18 protein-coding genes are annotated in these 16,971 nt (G+C 58.3%); 9 read left to right on the top strand and 9 right to left on the bottom strand.

Annotated features, from left to right (window positions below):
• The 3 genes from KVG95_RS03930 to KVG95_RS03920 form a co-directional block, all read right to left on the bottom strand.
• Positions 1 to 1,242: an NAD(P)/FAD-dependent oxidoreductase gene (locus KVG95_RS03930; RefSeq protein ID WP_217854587.1), complete on the bottom strand. Its 1,242-nt coding sequence runs from the start codon at positions 1,240 to 1,242 to the stop codon at positions 1 to 3.
• An 18-nt stretch (positions 1,243 to 1,260) separates the two neighbouring features.
• Positions 1,261 to 1,581, bottom strand: a complete 321-nt coding sequence (locus KVG95_RS03925; protein WP_038983770.1) for a MocE family 2Fe-2S type ferredoxin — start codon at positions 1,579 to 1,581, stop codon at positions 1,261 to 1,263.
• A 163-nt stretch (positions 1,582 to 1,744) separates the two neighbouring features.
• Positions 1,745 to 2,857 (bottom strand): fatty acid desaturase family protein, encoded by a 1,113-nt coding sequence (locus tag KVG95_RS03920; RefSeq protein WP_217854586.1) that lies wholly within the window; start codon positions 2,855 to 2,857, stop codon positions 1,745 to 1,747.
• Positions 2,858 to 3,037: 180 nt separating this feature from the next.
• Here KVG95_RS03920 and KVG95_RS03915 point away from each other — a divergent pair, with 180 nt between their 5' ends.
• A complete protein-coding gene (locus KVG95_RS03915; RefSeq protein WP_217854585.1) occupies positions 3,038 to 4,087 on the top strand; it encodes a LacI family DNA-binding transcriptional regulator in 1,050 nt (349 codons plus the stop codon).
• A 16-nt stretch (positions 4,088 to 4,103) separates the two neighbouring features.
• On the opposite strand, the gene KVG95_RS03910 is transcribed toward KVG95_RS03915, so the two are convergent.
• Positions 4,104 to 6,125, bottom strand: coding sequence for a sigma-54 interaction domain-containing protein (locus KVG95_RS03910; RefSeq protein WP_217854945.1), 2,022 nt, complete (start codon positions 6,123 to 6,125; stop codon positions 4,104 to 4,106).
• A 200-nt stretch (positions 6,126 to 6,325) separates the two neighbouring features.
• Here KVG95_RS03910 and KVG95_RS03905 point away from each other — a divergent pair, with 200 nt between their 5' ends.
• The 3 genes from KVG95_RS03905 to KVG95_RS03895 all read left to right on the top strand — a co-directional run bounded on the left by KVG95_RS03905 (position 6,326) and on the right by KVG95_RS03895 (position 9,160).
• Positions 6,326 to 7,348 (top strand): Gfo/Idh/MocA family oxidoreductase, encoded by a 1,023-nt coding sequence (locus KVG95_RS03905; RefSeq protein WP_123719130.1) that lies wholly within the window; start codon positions 6,326 to 6,328, stop codon positions 7,346 to 7,348.
• The gene (locus tag KVG95_RS03900; RefSeq protein ID WP_217854584.1) at positions 7,345 to 8,133 is read left to right on the top strand and encodes a TIM barrel protein; all 789 of its coding nucleotides are present in this window, start codon (positions 7,345 to 7,347) and stop codon (positions 8,131 to 8,133) included. Before KVG95_RS03905 ends, KVG95_RS03900 begins: the two co-directional genes overlap by 4 nt.
• Positions 8,134 to 8,233: 100 nt before the next feature.
• Positions 8,234 to 9,160, top strand: coding sequence for a sugar ABC transporter substrate-binding protein (locus tag KVG95_RS03895; RefSeq protein WP_217854583.1), 927 nt, complete (start codon positions 8,234 to 8,236; stop codon positions 9,158 to 9,160).
• A 244-nt stretch (positions 9,161 to 9,404) separates the two neighbouring features.
• On the opposite strand, the gene KVG95_RS03890 is transcribed toward KVG95_RS03895, so the two are convergent.
• Positions 9,405 to 10,313 carry a LysR substrate-binding domain-containing protein gene (locus KVG95_RS03890; RefSeq protein ID WP_217854582.1) on the bottom strand — a complete coding sequence of 303 codons (909 nt, stop codon included), beginning with the start codon at positions 10,311 to 10,313 and terminating at the stop codon, positions 9,405 to 9,407.
• Between the two features lie 92 nt (positions 10,314 to 10,405).
• Here KVG95_RS03890 and KVG95_RS03885 point away from each other — a divergent pair, with 92 nt between their 5' ends.
• Complete coding sequence (locus tag KVG95_RS03885) at positions 10,406 to 11,392, top strand: DMT family transporter (protein WP_217854581.1); 987 nt, start codon at positions 10,406 to 10,408, stop codon at positions 11,390 to 11,392.
• A gap of 88 nt (positions 11,393 to 11,480) precedes the next feature.
• Here the strand turns inward: KVG95_RS03885 and KVG95_RS30065 are convergent, their stop codons facing one another.
• On the bottom strand, positions 11,481 to 11,678 hold the full coding sequence (locus KVG95_RS30065; RefSeq protein WP_217854580.1) for a hypothetical protein: 198 nt from the start codon (positions 11,676 to 11,678) through the stop codon (positions 11,481 to 11,483).
• A 5-nt stretch (positions 11,679 to 11,683) separates the two neighbouring features.
• A complete protein-coding gene (locus KVG95_RS03875; RefSeq protein WP_217854579.1) occupies positions 11,684 to 12,076 on the bottom strand; it encodes a GFA family protein in 393 nt (130 codons plus the stop codon).
• A gap of 315 nt (positions 12,077 to 12,391) precedes the next feature.
• Between KVG95_RS03875 and KVG95_RS03870 the strand changes: the two genes are divergently transcribed.
• The 3 genes from KVG95_RS03870 (at position 12,392) to KVG95_RS03860 (ending at position 15,002) form a co-directional block, all read left to right on the top strand.
• Positions 12,392 to 12,952, top strand: a complete 561-nt coding sequence (locus KVG95_RS03870) for a lipid-binding SYLF domain-containing protein (RefSeq protein WP_217854578.1) — start codon at positions 12,392 to 12,394, stop codon at positions 12,950 to 12,952.
• A 234-nt stretch (positions 12,953 to 13,186) separates the two neighbouring features.
• Positions 13,187 to 13,705, top strand: a complete 519-nt coding sequence (locus KVG95_RS03865) for an isochorismatase family protein (RefSeq protein ID WP_217854577.1) — start codon at positions 13,187 to 13,189, stop codon at positions 13,703 to 13,705.
• 232 nt (positions 13,706 to 13,937) lie between these two features.
• Positions 13,938 to 15,002 (top strand): alpha/beta fold hydrolase, encoded by a 1,065-nt coding sequence (locus KVG95_RS03860; protein WP_217854576.1) that lies wholly within the window; start codon positions 13,938 to 13,940, stop codon positions 15,000 to 15,002.
• A gap of 77 nt (positions 15,003 to 15,079) precedes the next feature.
• Here KVG95_RS03860 and KVG95_RS29670 read toward each other — a convergent pair whose 3' ends face one another.
• Both KVG95_RS29670 and KVG95_RS03855 read right to left on the bottom strand, forming a co-directional pair.
• Positions 15,080 to 15,376 (bottom strand): hypothetical protein, encoded by a 297-nt coding sequence (locus KVG95_RS29670; protein WP_225922900.1) that lies wholly within the window; start codon positions 15,374 to 15,376, stop codon positions 15,080 to 15,082.
• A 381-nt stretch (positions 15,377 to 15,757) separates the two neighbouring features.
• Complete coding sequence (locus KVG95_RS03855; protein ID WP_201060186.1) at positions 15,758 to 16,240, bottom strand: cupin domain-containing protein; 483 nt, start codon at positions 16,238 to 16,240, stop codon at positions 15,758 to 15,760.
• A gap of 236 nt (positions 16,241 to 16,476) precedes the next feature.
• Here KVG95_RS03855 and KVG95_RS03850 point away from each other — a divergent pair, with 236 nt between their 5' ends.
• Entirely contained in the window at positions 16,477 to 16,956 is a 480-nt protein-coding gene (locus tag KVG95_RS03850; protein ID WP_217854575.1) for a VOC family protein, read from the top strand.
• Positions 16,957 to 16,971: the final 15 nt, after the last annotated feature.

Genomic DNA, 16,971 nt, shown 5'->3' with positions numbered 1-16,971 from the left:
TCAGTTCCTCAGCAGTTGTTTGAGCGGTACATCGGCGTCGGCCAGAGCGTCTACCGAAAGGAGGTTACGGTAAGCGATCAGCCGTTCGCACAGCTTGATGTCCTTGGCGACGCTATTCCCCTGCCCCCAACCGCAAGCGCCTTGCAGACGTTGCTCGGCATCAAGGTAGAACAACAGGTAACCGCCACCAGGGGTTGTCCGACTCGCCGTGGGTTCTGTGTTTGCGATCACGCCCATGGTCTGCAATCCCCAGTCGTATTGATCGGACCAAAAACCGGGAATGACCTCGAAGGGCAACTCGCCGCCCAACAGATTCAGGGCGGCGTGACGACCTTGGGTCTCGGCGTTGCGCCAGGTTTCCTGACGCTGGAAAACGCCTTGCGGGTGCAGCCGAAACTCACAGACATCGCCCGCCGCAAAGATGTCCGGCGCACTGGTGCGCAGTTGGGCATCGACGCGGATGCCTTGGCCGACCTCGAGTCCTGCGGCCTCGGCCAGTTCAGTGTTGGGTTGCATGCCGATGCCCACCACCACCAGGTCGCAGGGCAGCAACTCGCCGTCGACCAGTTGCACGGACTCAACATGAGTAGCGCCCTGCACCGCCTCAATGGCCACATTCAGCCGGACATCCACGCCCTGACTGCGATGCAGTTCCAGCAGGACACTGGACAGCTGCTCCGGCAATACTCGCCCCGCGAGACGCGGTCCGGCCTCGAGCAAGGTCACCGTGCAACCCAAGGCACGGGCGGTGGCGGCGACTTCGAGTCCGATAAAGCCGCCGCCGATGATCACCACCCGGGCGTCAGGCTGCAACGACGCGCGCAGTGCCAGCGCCTCGTCATGGGTACGCAGATAAAGCACATTGAGCAGATGCTCGGGCACCGAGGCAAGTCTGCGCGACCGCCCTCCCGTCGCCAGCAACAGCCGGGCGTAATGCAGCCAGCTGCCGTCGGCCAACTGCAGACGATGCTGCTGCGGATCCAGACATTTCACCGGGTTGCCGGCCAGGTGTTCGATGTCCAGATCGGCAAGCTGAGTGGTGTCGCACAGGCTGTAACCCGCCAGATCGACCGTGCCCTGCAACAACCCCTTGGACAGCGGCGGACGTTCATAGGGCGGGTGGGACTCGTCGCCTATCAGAATCAGGCGACCGCTATAACCTTCGCCGCGCAAGGTCAGGGCCGCGCGGCCACCCGCATGGCCGGCGCCGACGATGATCAATGGAGCATTGGCAGGATTCATGGCACAGACTCCGCGCAGTTAAACCGTGATGGCGAGCAGAACACGTCCCGCCTCGACCCGGACTTCATAGGTCTTGAGATTGACGCACACCGGTGCGCCAAGGGCTTTGCCGGAGCGGTAGTCGAAACGTCCGTTGTGCTTGGGGCACTCGATGACATGCTCCATCACCAGGCCATCGGCCAGGTGGATGGACTCATGGGTACACAAGCCCGCGGTGGCGAAAAACTCGCTGTCGGCGGAGCGGTAGACGGCATAGGTGTGCTGGCCATGGTCGAAACGAATGACATCTTCATCGTCGATATCGTCCACGGCACATACATCGATCCATTGATCGGTCATGGCGTTTTCTCTTGTAGTGGTACACACAGGAAGGTGTCATGTGGGAGCGGGCTTGCTCCGGGCGGCGTTCCGACGAAAGCGGTGTATCAGGCGACATCGATGTTGACTGTGACGCCGTCTTCGCGAGCAAGCCCGCTCCCACAGGGGTTGTGCCTATTGGATGTCAGCCCGGCATTGCTTCAGGTTGTGCCCGGACGGTTGCGGCGGGTTTGGTGCTTTGTGGCAAAGGACGAGAGACGAAATAAGTCGGGTCTTTGCGCTGCCTCCAAATGGTCGGGAGGATCTCCTTGAAGGCCTCGAACAGACTGGTGTAAGGCGGCGGGCAGTCGTTGCGAATCTCCTCGTGAAGCTGCGCCAGCGCGTGAAAAGGCACCATCGGATACATGTGGTGCTCAAGGTGATAGTTCATGTTGAGGTACATAAAGCGCAGCACCGGGTTCATGTAAATCGTGCGGCAGTTGCTGCGGTGATCGAGTACATCCTCAGCCAGGCCGACATGCTGCGACAGGCCGAACAGGTAGGACAGCCAACCGCCATAGAGCGTCGGCAGACCAATAAACATCAGCGGCAACCAGCTCTGCATGTACAGCGCAGTGCCCACAGTAAGCGCATAAATCGCCAGCCAGACGCGTGCATCCCTCACCACCTTGGGCCACTCGGATTCGGGGATGAACGTCTGTTCTTCTTCACCCATCCGCCCTACCGCATGCTTGCAGACTGACCACATCGTGTTCAACGCATAAGGCATTCTGAACAGACTCAGCACCATATTGATCAGGCTTGGCGGACGTGGTTCGACGATCTCCGGATCGCGGCCGACGATGACGGTGTCGGTGTGGTGCCGTGCATGGCTCCAGCGCCAGACTTGGGGTTCGAACATGAACATGAAGCTCGACAGCTGGTAGACCGCATCATTCATCCAGCGGGTCTTGAACGCCGTACCATGACCGGCTTCGTGCCAACGGGCATTGGACGCGGTGCCGTAGAGCATCCCGTAGACAAAGAAGAACGGAACGCAGGCCCAGGAGCCCCAGAACCAGTAACCGCCGAACCCGGTCACAACCATCGCCGACAGCCAGATCGCGGTATCAAGCAAGGCCGGGCCATCGCGGCGCTGCATCAATTCCTTCATGCGTTTACGAGAAATGGGGGATTGGTACCAGCTTGCCGATACCAGGCCTTTTTGCGCCGCTCGGGCGGCTTCGGGGCCGGTCAATCGATAATCCCGAGGCATGGGTTTACCGGGGTTTTCAAAGGCTGCGTTTTGTTCAGGCATTTTATTGTTCTCCGCAAGCTTGATTGTTTTAGGCACTTTTCGACGCGGGATCACATCGCTGGGGAAAATATAGAGAGCGCAGAAATCACCCTCAAGCCCTTGAATACATTCCCTATCAAGCTATCATCCAGGCCCATTGAAGCTTGATAGTTTTCTATCAAAGCGTTTGCGGGACCTACCATGAACAACACTAAACGCCCAACCATCGCCACCGTTGCCGAACACGCTGGCTTGAGTGTCGCTACCGTAGACCGGGTGCTCAACGCCAGGGCTCCGGTCAACCCGGACACCGCCGAGCAGGTATTCCAGGCCGCCGAAGCGGTCGGTTATTTCGCCGCCAGGCTGATCGGCCAGCGGATCCGCGAACGTCGTCCCACCTACCGTTTCGGCATCCTCTTGCTCGGCACCGCCCAGGCGTTTTATGGCAACGTGGCCACCGCCATCACCGAAGCGGCGCAGCGTCAGGCTGGTGCCAACCTGAGCATTCAATTCGAGTACGTCTTCGATCGCACGCCCAGCGCGATCATTGCCCAGATCGAACAACTGGCGGTGCAGTGCGATGGTCTGGCAGTGGTCAGCTTCGCGCATCCGCAGATCAATGCCGCCATCGCGCAGATCAGAGAGGCCGGCGTGCCGGTGATCGCGCTGCTGTCCGACATCCATGAGACGGCGGATGAGCCTTACGTCGGCCAGGATAATCACGAGGTCGGACGAACCATGGGTTGGCTGATGGCTCACACGTGTGGCGCCCGCAAAGGCAGTGTCGGAGTGTTACTCGGCGGCCACCGATTTCTTGGCCATCAGGCGCGGGTCGAGGGGCTGCGCAGCTACCTGGCGGAGCGCGCCCCAGGGTTGCGGCTGCTGGAAGCAGTGATCAATCTGGACAATTGCGACATCACCGAAGAGGCGACGCTGGACCTGCTGGCGCGGCATGACGACTTGCGCGGTTTGTGCGTGGTCGGCGGTGGCGGCGACGGGGTCATCAATGCCCTGTCGCAACTGCCGAAGCAGCCGTCGCTGTGCTGCATTCTGCAGGAGTCGACCGAGCTGTCGCGACAAGCGCTGGATCAGGGATTGATCAGCCTGGTGATCGACTCCCAGCCGCGATTACTGGCAACCGCGCTGGTCGATTTGCTGGTCGAGCTGCAGACCACGCCGGACTTCGATCCGATACGGCATCGAATCCATGTTCCATTGCAGATCATCACCTCAGAGAACGCCCGACACTGACGGTGTGAGCCCCCCATCAGAGGTTGGGTTCCGAACGAAAAGCATCGGCACTCAGCCCGAATCGATTCATCTTGTTGTACAACCCGCCACGAGAAACATTCAGCTGCCGCGCGGCCAGGCGGATGTTGCCGCGGGTATCCCTGAGGGCCGCGATGATCGCATTCATTTCATGGGTGCCAAGGTCCAGGGCAGCCTGGGGTTCGGGCACACTTCCCGGCGCCGGCTGACGTAGCCTTTGCTTGATTTCAAGCGGTAGATCATCTGGCTGGATCAGTTCGGTCACCGCCAGATTGGTCGCGCGCTCGATGGTGTTTTCCAATTCACGCACATTACCCGGCCAGCTGTAGGCCGAAAGAATATCCAACGCCTCTGGCGAGATGCCCTGCACCGATTTGCGCAACGACCGGGTGCAACGATTGAGAAAATGTCGCGCCAGCAATGGAACATCTTCCCGGCGCATCCGCAGAGGCGGAACTGTCAGGTTCAGCACATTGAGCCGGTAGTAAAGATCCTCACGGAAGGCGCCATCGGCAACCGCCTGGCTCAGGTTGCGGTGGGTGGCGGCGATGATGCGTACATCCACTTGCTGGGATTTTTTCGCGCCCACGCGAGTCACCTCACCTTCCTGCAAGACGCGCAGCAGGCTGACCTGGGCATCGAAAGACATGTCACCGATTTCGTCGAGGAAGATCGTTCCGCCATCGGCCAATTCGAACTTCCCGGCAGAGCCTCCACGGGTCGACCCGGTGAAGGCGCCCTCGACATGACCAAACAGTTCGCTCTGCACCAGATCTCGCGGAATGGCCCCGCAATTGACGGCCACAAACGGACCGCTGCAACGGTCGCTGGCGTTATGGATCGCCTGGGCAAACAACTCCTTGCCGGTACCGCTCTCACCGAGGATCAGCGTGGTCGAGTCACTGCGACTGGCAATCCGTCCCAGGTGCAACGCGTCTTGTATGGCTCGCGAATTGCCTTGAATGGTCTCGAAGGTGTAGCTGGCTTGAGTGCCGATAATCCGCCGGGTAATTTCCCGGATGCGCCGGTTCTCGCGCAACGAAACAATGCGTCCACCCTGCTCCAGGGGGCACACCGACACCAGACACGCCAAGAGGCTGCGATCATGCAGCTCAAAGGTGCAATCCAGATCTCTTATCCCTTCATACTGCTGCCCTTCCCCGCCACGCAGCAGAATCTCATCGGTCAGCTCGCTCTGGCCCAGACGCTGGAACGGGCTGCCCAACAGGTCCCGGCCGACGCGGAATAATTGCCGGGCATAACGGTTGAGCGCCTTGATGCAGCCCCGCTCATCCAGCACCACAAGACCCTCGTTGAGCACTTCGAGGACGGTCTGCTGTTCTTCCAGCAGAGCTTGAAGCGCCATCTGCCGCGAGACCGCTTCGGCCGCTGCCTGGACGGTGCCCAGCGTATGGAAATGAAACCACCCCGGCTCGGCGGTCAAGGTCAGCATGGCCAGCGTCCTGCCCTGCGCATCCCTGATCGGCGCGGCAGCACAATGCATGCGCCGCCGACGCAGGCCAATCCCGAAGTTTTCCTCGGCCAGCACATACACCAAGCGATCTTCGGCAATCGCCAGCCCGGTGCAGTTGGTGCCCTGCACCGACTCCAGCAGCCGACTGCCCACAGGCGTGAGGTCCAGGCCACAGAAATACAGGGTCGTGCCTGCGGCATCGGTCAGATTGATATGGCCCCTGGGGTTGTAAGCCAGCAATCCCTTCATGACCTCCGCCGCCGCGGCGATCAAGGCACGATTGGCCGCCAGCGTTGCAGCCAGAACGGTGGGGGCGACAAACCGGTATTCACCATCCTCAGGATCGAGGCCGGCACTGACGCTGCGCAGCCAGGAGTCCCAGATAACCTGCCTGACCCCGGCAGGTCGATCGATGCGCCCTTTCAGGCAAGCCAGCCAAGCCTGATCCAGCTCGGCGATCGGTCCTTCGTTCAACGACGCAGGCCCGAGCGCGGTGATGTAATCGAGGTCTTGCGCGCTGAAGGCTGTTAGCTGTGGGTTCACCATCATCGATTCGCTTCTATGTTCACGTTTTAGACATGTCAGTGTAGACATGTCATGCGAATGAACACATCTTTCATTAAATATTAATTAATCCCTTAAATATCAGGTACTTATACATTGGCACAGCCCTTGCTCTCTTGATTGACGCCAGCGAGGACATTCCTGCTGCGAGTCATTGAACAACAATAAAAGGGAGTCATTTCATGAGTACGTCCAAGATCATCCGCCTGGGTCTTATCGGTGCTGGCCGCATGGGTAGCTTTCACGGCCTGACTGCCGCCAGACACATTCCCGGCGCCTGCCTGGCCGCCATCGCCGACCCTACACCCGGTCAAGCCGCGCGCCTGGCCGCAGAGTTGGGTGTGCAACGGGTCTATACCGATCCACAGCAACTGCTCGATGACCCGGAAATCGACGCTGTCTTGATTGCCGCCCCCGCCCGCAGCCATGCCGAACTGGTGATCAGTGCGGCCCGCGCCGGCAAAGGCGTGTTTTGTGAAAAACCCATGGCCATCACCCTCGACGAGGCGGACCGCGCCATCGCCGCAGCCGCCGATGCGCGCGTGCCGCTGCAGGTCGGCTTCAACCGCCGCTTCGCCAAAAGCTTCCGGGCCGCCCACCTGGACGTGGTCGCCGGTCGCATCGGTACGCCGCAACTGCTGCGCTCGCTGACCCGTGACCCGGCGTTGAACAATCCGGCTGCCTCGCCGCAGTGGGTGATTTTCCTCGAAACCCTGATCCATGACTTCGATACCCTGCGCTACCTCAATCCCGGTGCCGAAGCGGTCGAAGTTTTTGTCATGGCCGATGCCCTGATTGCACCGGACTACAAGGCCAAGGGCTTCCTCGACACCGCCGTGGTCACGATCCGTTTCGACAACGGTGCCATCGCGACGGCCGAGGCCAATTTCCAGGCCGTGTATGGCTACGATGTTCGAGGGGAAGTCTTCGGCAGCGCTGGCATGCTGACCATGGGCGGCCTCAATGATTCTGACCTTGTGCGCTATCTGGCCAATGGCATCCAGGCCGACACCCAGCGCATGGACACCGACCTGCTGCGTGATGCCTACGTGGCCGAGCTCAATCACTTTGTCGATTGCCTGCGCACCGGCGAAAAACCACTCGCCAGCGGTGAAGATGCCCGGGCTGCACTGGCCATTGCCCGCGCGTGTATCGAGTCCTTCCAACAGGGCAAACCTGTGCGCGTGCAAGGAGCCCATTCATGAGTTTCACACCGTTCAAACTGGCGATCAGTGCCGAGATGGTCTTCCTCGATCTGCCATTCACAGAGCGCGTCAAACGCATTCACTCGCTGGGTTTCAGCGCCGAACTCTGGGACTGGACCAAGAAAGACATTGCGGCCCTTGTCGCCACGGGCGCTGACTTCACCTCCATGACCGGCTACATCTCGGGCAACCTGACCGACCCCGAAGACATCCAGCACCTGCTCGACAGCGCACGAGAATCGCTGGCCGTCGCCGCACAACTGAATTGCCCGAGTCTCAATCTGCATGGTACCGGTTTGGGCGACAAAGGCATGCCGGTCAAACCCGTGGCCCACACCACCGGACGCATGTGGCTGAGCGCCTGCAAGACCCTGGAAAAAATCGCTCGCCTGGGTGAAGACGCTGGTCGGGTATTCTTGCTGGAAAACCTCAATACCGAGGTTGACCACCCCGGCACTCCCTTCGCTCGCGCCGACGATACTCTGGCGCTGATCGAGGCCGTGGGCAGCCCTCATTTGAAGATGAACCTGGACCTTTACCATGCCCAGATCGGCGAAGGAAACCTGATCGAACTGATCCAGCGCGCCGGCAGCGCCATCGGGGAAATTCAGGTCGCCGATGTCCCCGGCCGCATGGAACCCGGCACCGGTGAAATCCATTATCCGGCCATTGCCAAAGCCTTGTTCCGCATGGGATACACCGGTGTCGTCGGGCTCGAGGGCTGGGCCAGCGGCGACAGCGAAGCGGCACTTGAACGCTTTCGGCAAGCCTTCACGCTAGATTGAGGACGCTGGCGCTCTCGGCGGGTTTGATTCAGAGAGCGCCAGAAACCCTCACGTTTGATCTTGATGAATTTCAACTCATAACAAAAAAGGAAAAACCATCATGCGTCGCTGCACTCTTCTATTTGCCACGCTGCTATTCCTCTTCAGCCAATGGGCCGCCGCCAGCTATCGCATCGGCGTCAGCATTGCCAGGGTTGACGACAACTTCATGACCTATGTGCGCAGCGGCCTGGAAGATGCCGCCAAGAAGGAGAACGTCCAGATCCAGTTCGAGGATGCCCAGGGCGATGTGGTTCGCCAGCTCAATCAGATTCAGGGCTTTCTCGGCCAGAAAGTGGATGCCGTCATCGTCCTGCCCGTGGACACTGCCGCCACCGCCAACATGACTCGCGCCGCCGTCGAAGCGAAAATACCGCTGGTCTACGTCAACCGCCATCCGGACGAACGCGTCCTGCCCAAAGGCGTGGTCACGGTGGCGTCCAACGACGTTGAGGCCGGGCAACTGCAAATGCGCTACCTGGCTGACAAAATGGCGGGCAAAGGCAACATCGCGATCATCATGGGCGACCTCGCGCAAAACTCCACGCACGACCGCACCGAAGGCGTCAAACAGGTGCTCAAGGACTATCCCGGGATCAAGATCGTCGAACAGCAAAGTGCCGAGTGGCAGCGCAATAAAGGGATGGACCTGACCAGCAACTGGCTGCTGGCCGGCACCGGCTTCGATGCCATCGTTGCCAACAACGACGAGATGGCCATCGGCGCCGCCATGGCACTGCAGCAAGCAGGCAAAGCCAAGGGCGAGATTGCAATTGTCGGCATCGACGGCCTGCCTGACGGCCTCGCGGCCATCAAGCGCGGAATGCTCGTAGCCTCCGTCTTTCAAGACCCCAAAGCCCAAGCGACCAGCGCGCTGCAAGCGGCTATCAAGATGATCAAAGGTGAGCAGGTCGAGACGGATGTCTGGGTGCCCTTTCAACTGATCACGCCGGAGCAGGTAGCGGTGTTTGAGCAACATTACAAATAGCGTCAAACCGGTAGCGCGGTTGGTCGATTTTGTTCATTGCGTTATGACGCAACGCAGACGTTCAAGCAGTTTGATTGCTGCCCTTGGTGACGGGCAGCAATCGGCCCAGGCTGGGTGAAAACGTATGCACTGTTTTGAAGTCTGCGTTGCTAGTAAAAACTGCCAGCGTTTGGCTAGTCAGCAAACCTGAAATTTGCGTAGGAGCGCGACTTTCGCTCCCGTCATAAACAGGGGAATTGAGCAGTCAGCTTTCACTACGTAATTCCTCTGCAAGCCACTCAATCAGCGCACGCACCTCGATCCGATCTTCCCCATCATGTTGTCTAAAAACCGATATCGCATCAGGTAAAGGAACACTTTCTGCGCAAGGTCTCACCAGCGCACCGCTATCAATAAGCCTCTCGGCGGTTCGGCGCCACCCCATTGCAATTCCATGTCCTTCGACGGCGGCCTGAAGCATTAGGGGGTAACTATCAAACACGGAGCCCTGAGGATAACCGTCCAATGTCTGCCCAAACACCTGCAGCCAGCTATCCCATTCCATCAAGTGAGGCGGCGTGGCGCGATGGTGTAAAAGCGTGTGGAGGCGAAGATCGCTGATTTCCAGTGATTGCCGGACAGCCAGGTAATGGGGGCTGCACACGGGAAACACCTCATCTGCGGCAGTGAACGCCAGAACATGCAAGCCACTGGGGCGTCCGGTACTTTGTAAGGCCACGTCAAAATGGTCATTGAATTCAGTCAATGGTCGGGTGGATGTCGCGACCTGGATCTCGATTTCCGGGTGTTGCTGGTGGAACGTCGAAAGGCGCGGCATTAACCAATAGAACGCTTCGCACAACTGACACAGTAAAACGACACGGTTTTTGCGAGGTGATTGACGAAGAGTGACGGCACTGTCGCTGATACTTTGCAATGCGGTGCTCACCACGCGCCCTAGCTCACGCCCCTCCTGCGTCAGGAAGACTGCGCGGTTGCGCCGGCAAAAAAGCTTCAGTCCCAGATTATCTTCAAGCCCGCGGATCTGGCGGCTTATCGCCGCTTGCGTGATGTGCAATTCATCGGCGGCCTTTGAAAAGCTTTCCAGTCGAGCAGCCGCTTCGAAGGGCAGCAAACTGGCAAGCGGCGGCAATGACTTCCCAAGCGTATTCATAATCAGACGTTATGCATCCAGGACCGAGAACTCGTTTGTAGCATACCCCTGACGCTGTGCAACATGAGTTGAATACCTCGTGGATACGCCTGATGACCATTGCTCACTCAAACATCATCGCCGGAGTGACCCTTGCCGTGGTCGCGACCCTGAGCTGGGCTCTGAATTTCGTAGCGCCCTACGTCACTGGCGCCTACAGCATCTACGACTTGATGGTCATCAGGTTTCTGATCGCCGGTGCGCTGGGCCTGAGTGTCATGGTGCTCTGTCGCGCCCAGTTGCGGTTCCTGCGTCGCGATCAGCAGTTTCTCGCCGCAAGTCTGGGGGTGATCGGATACCTCGGCTACAGCACCTGTATTGCCGCCGGTGTCATTTTTGGCGGGCCCGTGCTGACTCCAGCGTTTATTGGCATGGTGCCAGTCTTGTTGGCACTGCTCAGCAACGCTGCGAAAAAAACGCTTCCATGGCGCAGACTGACGATACCGCTGACGTTTTTGACGGGTGGGCTTTTGCTGTCGAACATCAGCAGTATCAATCAACCCGTAACAGGCGACGGTTCGTGGCTGATGGGGTTGGTTTTTTCAATCAGCGCCGTTGTCTTGTGGCTCACATTCAGCTGGCTGAATCAGGGTGCCTTGGGGAAACTCCCGGCCAATGCATCAGGTATCTGGACCGGCCTTATGATGGCAGGCGCCGGAATGGGCACCTTGTGCTTGTTACCGGTTGTGCAGGTGCTGGATCTCCTCAAGCTGCCAACGCTTGGTTTCCGTATTTCCCTTGCAGGACATCTGTACGTCTGGGGCCTTGTTATTGCGGTAATGTCCTCACTCGTCGGGGCCTGGGCGTGGAACGCAGCATCCCGTCGCCTTCCCATGGTGCTTTCTGGGCAACTGATCTCCCTTGAATCGCTGTTCGCCACCCTACTTGGCTTGTTGTTTCACAGCCGGCTGCCAACACCTCTAGAAGCGTCAGGTCTTGCTGCCGTTCTCGTAGGTGTGGTTATGGCTGTTCGTATCATCCTGATTTCAATCGATAACCCACCCAGCACGATAAGAAAAATCGGCTCCGTTTGCTCCTGACAGTCACTATCCGGTACTGGAAGCGGCCTGAAGAAGATAACCATATTGGATTTAGCTGACCGTTTTGGTGTCACGGGGAGGCCAGGTTTCATTCTGATGTTCCACCGCGACCGCGCGACAGTTCCAGAATGGCCGCACGACCGAAGTGCCCCTCTTCAGCAACGGCCTGGTCTCGAAGCGGCCGGACAGCTTCGGCAACTTCGTCACGTTGCCATTGCCCGATATTGAGGGCTCGATTCTCGAAATCGAGTATGCGTTTGGCGCGTTGAACGCCAATGGTGTTCATGTGACCTACTCCTCAAAGCGACCCGTAGCGTCACGATCGCGCTCGTATCGTCGCATGAGCGGAAACGGCGGCAACCAGGATTCGCGACGGACAATCCAGCTTTCGTAGGTTGGCATCAGTTGGTCAGGGGCATCCAAGGATCCCAGGTTCACTTCGATTTCGTCGCCGGTGCGCGCGAAAACGGACGAGCCGCAGCGGGGACAAAAAAACCGTCCGGCGTAGTCGCGTGTTTCGCCATCGATCGTCACCGCATCCTGAGGGAACACTGCCGAGGCATGAAAAAGAGCCCCATGATGCTTGCGGCAGTCGAGACAGTGACAAAGGCCGACCCGGTATGGGCGTCCCGACGCCTCAATTCGGACGTTGCCGCACAGGCAACCACCAGTAAATCGGTCCATGCTGCATCTCCTCTGAAATCAAGCGGCACGACGGCGCCATTGCGTGACGCTTTAGCATTTCAACATTACACAGAACTAACAGTATCTACTTTCGGCCGTCGCAGTTTCTGACAACGAACCCGGCTGATACACAGAGGTCAAAGCAGGTGATGACGTCGCCAATGTTCAAAGGCCTCTGGCCTGCTTCATTCAAGGGCGAAGCCAGTAGCTCACACACTTAAGGGTGCGCGGGATAATTTCAGCAGGCTCGGATTTCTGCCGAAGGCAGGTGCTGACTGCTGCTCACATCCAATGCTCCCGTATTGGAGTACTAAAATGACTCAGTCAATGCGGTTCTTCCTATCGATCGTCCTTGCGACAGCCTCACTGGCATCAGCCAGCTTCTTGAACACTGCAGGTGCGGCAACTGCCGAGGATCTAGATGTCGATTCTCGGCAAGCGTTGCAAACTCTCTACAAGTCCACCCCATTTGCCGAATCCATTTCGCATAAAGCCAAAGCGATTCTTGTCTTCCCGAAAATCATCAAGGCGGGCCTTGTGTTTGGCGGCAGCTATGGCGAAGGTGTGTTGTTGGAGGGCAAGAAAGTAGAGAATTATTACAACTCCGTAACCGGGTCCTGGGGGCTGCAAGCAGGCGCCCAGTCGTATGGCTATGCGGTTTTCCTGATGACCGACAAAGCCGTGGACTATGTCCGTAAAACCAAGGGTTGGGAAATTGGCGTAGGACCCACCGTTGTAATGGTTGACGAAGGGGTGGCGAAGAATCTGTCCAGCACGACAGTGAAGGATGATGCCTACGCGTTCATTTTCGACCAGCAGGGGTTAATGGCCGGGATCAGCATCGAAGGCACCAAGATTTCCCTGATCAAGCGCTAAGACTAGTCGTTTGGCGCATGGATGCGCCCTCTTGCCAACCAGTCACCGTGCAGATAATGTCAACTCTATGAATCAGCCACGCATTGCCTCGACCACCACTACCACGACCGCCCGAGGCGGGTCGTGAGAGGTGTCGTGAGCCAATAACGCACGAACTTCAAAAGGCCCGCCAGTGATGGATAGGGCCTTTTCTTTTGCCCTTGTGTCGCTGGTCCAAACGCAAGGAAAAGCACTATGTATGCACTGTTGATTCTCGATATGCAGGTTGGATTGTTTCATGACCCGGATAAACCATGGGCTGGCGAAGCGTTGCTGAACACTTTGAATAGCCTGCTGAGCAAAGCCCGGAAAGCAGGCGCGCCAGTTTTTCTTGCTCGCCACGTAGGTCCGCCTGGCTCGCCTATCGAACCTGGAAGCCCGTTGACACAACTGGTGCAGGAACTCCTGCTACAAGGCGACGAAGTGATCTTCGAAAAAAGCCGACCCAACGCTTTCGCCATGACTGACCTGGCCGATCGGCTAAAAGCTTGTGGATCTCAAGGCGTGGTTATTGCCGGCATGAAGACCCAGTATTGTGTCGACAGCACCTGCCGCGCTGCACGGGATCTTGGGTTCGATGCAGTGCTGATCGCCGATGGGCATACCTGCACCGACACTCCTGCGTTGAAGGCCGAAAATATCGTCGCTCATCACAATGCAACCCTGGCGGGCCCATTCTGTCGTGTCGTTCACGCTGATAATTGGCACTTCTAACCGGCATTGATAGATCGGCTCAAGACTGGGTCGATCTGTCCTTTTGTCGGCGTCGTTGATTCTGCTGCTCCGCTGTGTATCTCAGTGTGTCTGGCTAGCAGCTTGATACATGGGTTTTCACCTGGCCTGCGATTCGACACAGGCCAGATACGTCGCCGCGTTCAAATGCAAGCCAGGTTTGAAGGGGATCACCCAGAACCCCTGACCAACGGCTTGCAACGGAGACATCACCATGAAGATGGCACTGCAGAACAAAACCGGCAAAACTCGCCGCCGTCTGGTCGGCTCATCGATCCTCGCGCTCACCCTGTTCAGCGCTCTCGGTGCGGCCCACGCACAAACGACCGCAGCTGTGCCGCCAGACGCGATCAGCGCCGACGCCACTCATGCGGCACCCTCCCCGTTCGGCCCGCTGAAGCATGTCAGCGCCGGACTGTTGAACGTGGCGTACGCCGAAACAGGCCCGGCCGATGGACCAGTAGTCATTCTTCTGCACGGCTGGCCGTACGACATTCACAGCTATGACGAGGTCGCGCCATTGCTTGCAGCAAAGGGCTATCGAGTGCTGATGCCGTATGCGCGTGGCTACGGTGATACGCATTTTCTGTCCGATAAAACCGTTCGCAATGGTCAGCCGGCCGCGCTGGCAAGTGACGTCATCGACTTTATGGATGCGCTGAAGATCAAACAGGCCGTACTCGGTGGCTATGACTGGGGCGCGCGATCGGCCGACATCGTCTCGGCGCTGTGGCCAGAACGGGTCAAGGCGCTGGTCTCTGTCAGCGGCTATCTGATCGGCAACCAAGCGGCCGGCAAGAACCCGCTGCCACCCAAGGCCGAGTTGCAATGGTGGTATCAGTTTTACTTCGCCACCGACCGCGGTCGCTCCGGCTACGAGAAAAACACCCACGACTTCGCCAAGTTGATATGGCAACTGGCGTCGCCGAAATGGGTGTTCGATGATGCCACTTTCGACCGCAGCGCCAAGGCTCTGGAGAACCCCGACCATGTCGACATCACCGTATTCAACTACCGCTGGCGCCTGGGGCTGGTTCAAGGCGAGAGTCAATATGAAGCGCTAGAGCAGAAACTGGCTACGGCGCCTTCCATTAGCGTGCCGACCATCACCCTTGAAGGCGATGCCAACGGCGCGCCGCACCCTGCCCCCGAGGATTACGCCAAGCGCTTCACCGGCAAATACGAGTTCCGGCTGATCAACGGCGGCATCGGCCACAACCTGCCGCAGGAAGATCCGCAGGCGTTCGCCAAGGCTGTGATTGATGCGGATCACCTTTGAATCCGGTCTGACATCCGTGCACTTCCTCCGATAAGCACCGTCACAAAAACGGCTCGCTCCATCCAACGAGCCGTTTTCTAATTTTTGCACTCAGCCAACACGACTTCACAGGTATCCGGCGTGCCACCGGATCGGCCGGCATAGCGTATGCAATTAATCAGGGATTTTTCGCGAGCCATGTTCAAGGTGGAACCCCACGCCAGGCCACCCTCGCCGGCAGTGGGTAACGCTTTTGCATAGCAACTTGAGCCTATGTTTGAGGCCGAATAGCGAGTGGCAGCTTTGCCTGAACATCCACTCGTCAGCACCAGGTTGATGGTTAGCAGGGAGAGTAGGACCCATGACGAGCATTGGCACGCTGTTGTTCCGGTCATCCCGTTTCCCCTGTAGCAAGAGGCGTGAGGCATGTTTGTGCTCGCGTACTCCTCAGATTAGACGGTGTTGCGCCTGCCCTTGGCTCCGTTTGGCGGACTGATTTGCGATGGCCCTGACAATGGCGATTGTTCTCGATGCTCGGCAGTTTTCGGCCATCATCGGGCACCCGGGAACGTCTCCTCACCGCCCCAGGCTCCGGGAGCGACAGTCAGTCTGGGTTGAAGAGCTCCGGTCGCTTCGGGTTGCAACCGAACTCAAGAGAACCAGCATTGATTTCATTCAATGCGTGCAGTCAGGGAATAAATCAGATTGGTCGCAGGGGCTGGCGCGTGTGCTCTCCCATGCACCTGCGTGTTGGTCGGAATCTCAGGTAGATAAGGTCACTTCTTCCTGGGGTCATCCGCTGGATTGAGAAAATTGATACCCCACGGGCCGGTCCCATGGATCTGCACGACAGTTTCTTCTTGGGTGAATACATACATCGGCATACCAACAGGCATGATCGTGATACCGCCCGGCGTGTAGGCCCTGGTTTTGGCGGGGTCAAATTTGTCGCCGACTCCCAGGTGAAAAGTGCCGGAAATTACGGTGACACGTTCCACTACCGGGTGAGTATGGACACCTATTTTAGAGTTGGCCGGTAGCTTGAGCCGAAAGGTAAACGGATCTGCAGTTTTCAGGTCGCCTTCAATGACTACGATTTGGGCGCCAGGCGCGACCGATGGCGCATCAGACCATTTGAGATCGGAGGGTAGAACCGATATGTGGCCCGCCATCGGTTGCTCAGCGCTCGACACGGGTAACGTCATGAATGCGGCGAGTGTGAGCGCGCTTGACGCCACAAAGACTCTTAATTTGTACATTTTCTGCTCCTTTCGAACGGAACAAATGTTGCTCAGGGAGATCACCATTTATTAAAGCTACCTTGGGGCCATAAGCAAGGTGGCCTGTTGTTAAAGCCGCAGCCGTTAGGGACGTCGACGTACGCATCCGGCCATCTACGGCGTGCGCGCCCTCCCAAGGTACACAAGTTGCCAAAATTGTCCGGCTGCCTACGCTACTAGAATGCATGCATCAGTCCCAATTCTGGAGAACCAAGATGATCAGCAAGAACACGATTTGTCTCTGGTACGACGGCACCGCGTTGGACGCGGCGAAGTTCTACGCCGATACGTTCCCGGACAGCACTGTGGGAGCTGTCCTTCGCGCGCCTGGCGACTATCCGGCGGGCAAACAGGGCGATGTCTTGACGGTCGAGTTCACGGTGATGGGCATCCCTTGTCTCGGGCTGAACGGAGGTTCGGCGTTCAAGCACAACGAGGCTTTCTCGTTCCAGGTTGCCACCGACGACCAAGCTGAAACAGACCGCTTGTGGAACGCGATTGTCGGAAACGGCGGCCAGGAAAGTGCATGCGGCTGGTGCAAGGACAAGTGGGGACTGTCGTGGCAAATCACACCACGCGTTCTGACCGCCGCGATAACCGATCCTGATCGAGCGGCAGCCAAGCGCGCGTTCGACGCCATGATGGGGATGAAAAAGATCGACATCGCGGCGATCGAAGCGGCTCTGAAGCGTTAACCAGCGGTGCGTTCG

Source organism: Pseudomonas farris, assembly GCF_019145235.1.
GTDB classification, from domain to species: domain Bacteria; phylum Pseudomonadota; class Gammaproteobacteria; order Pseudomonadales; family Pseudomonadaceae; genus Aquipseudomonas; species Aquipseudomonas farris.
This window is presented reverse-complemented; position numbering and strand designations above follow the sequence as displayed.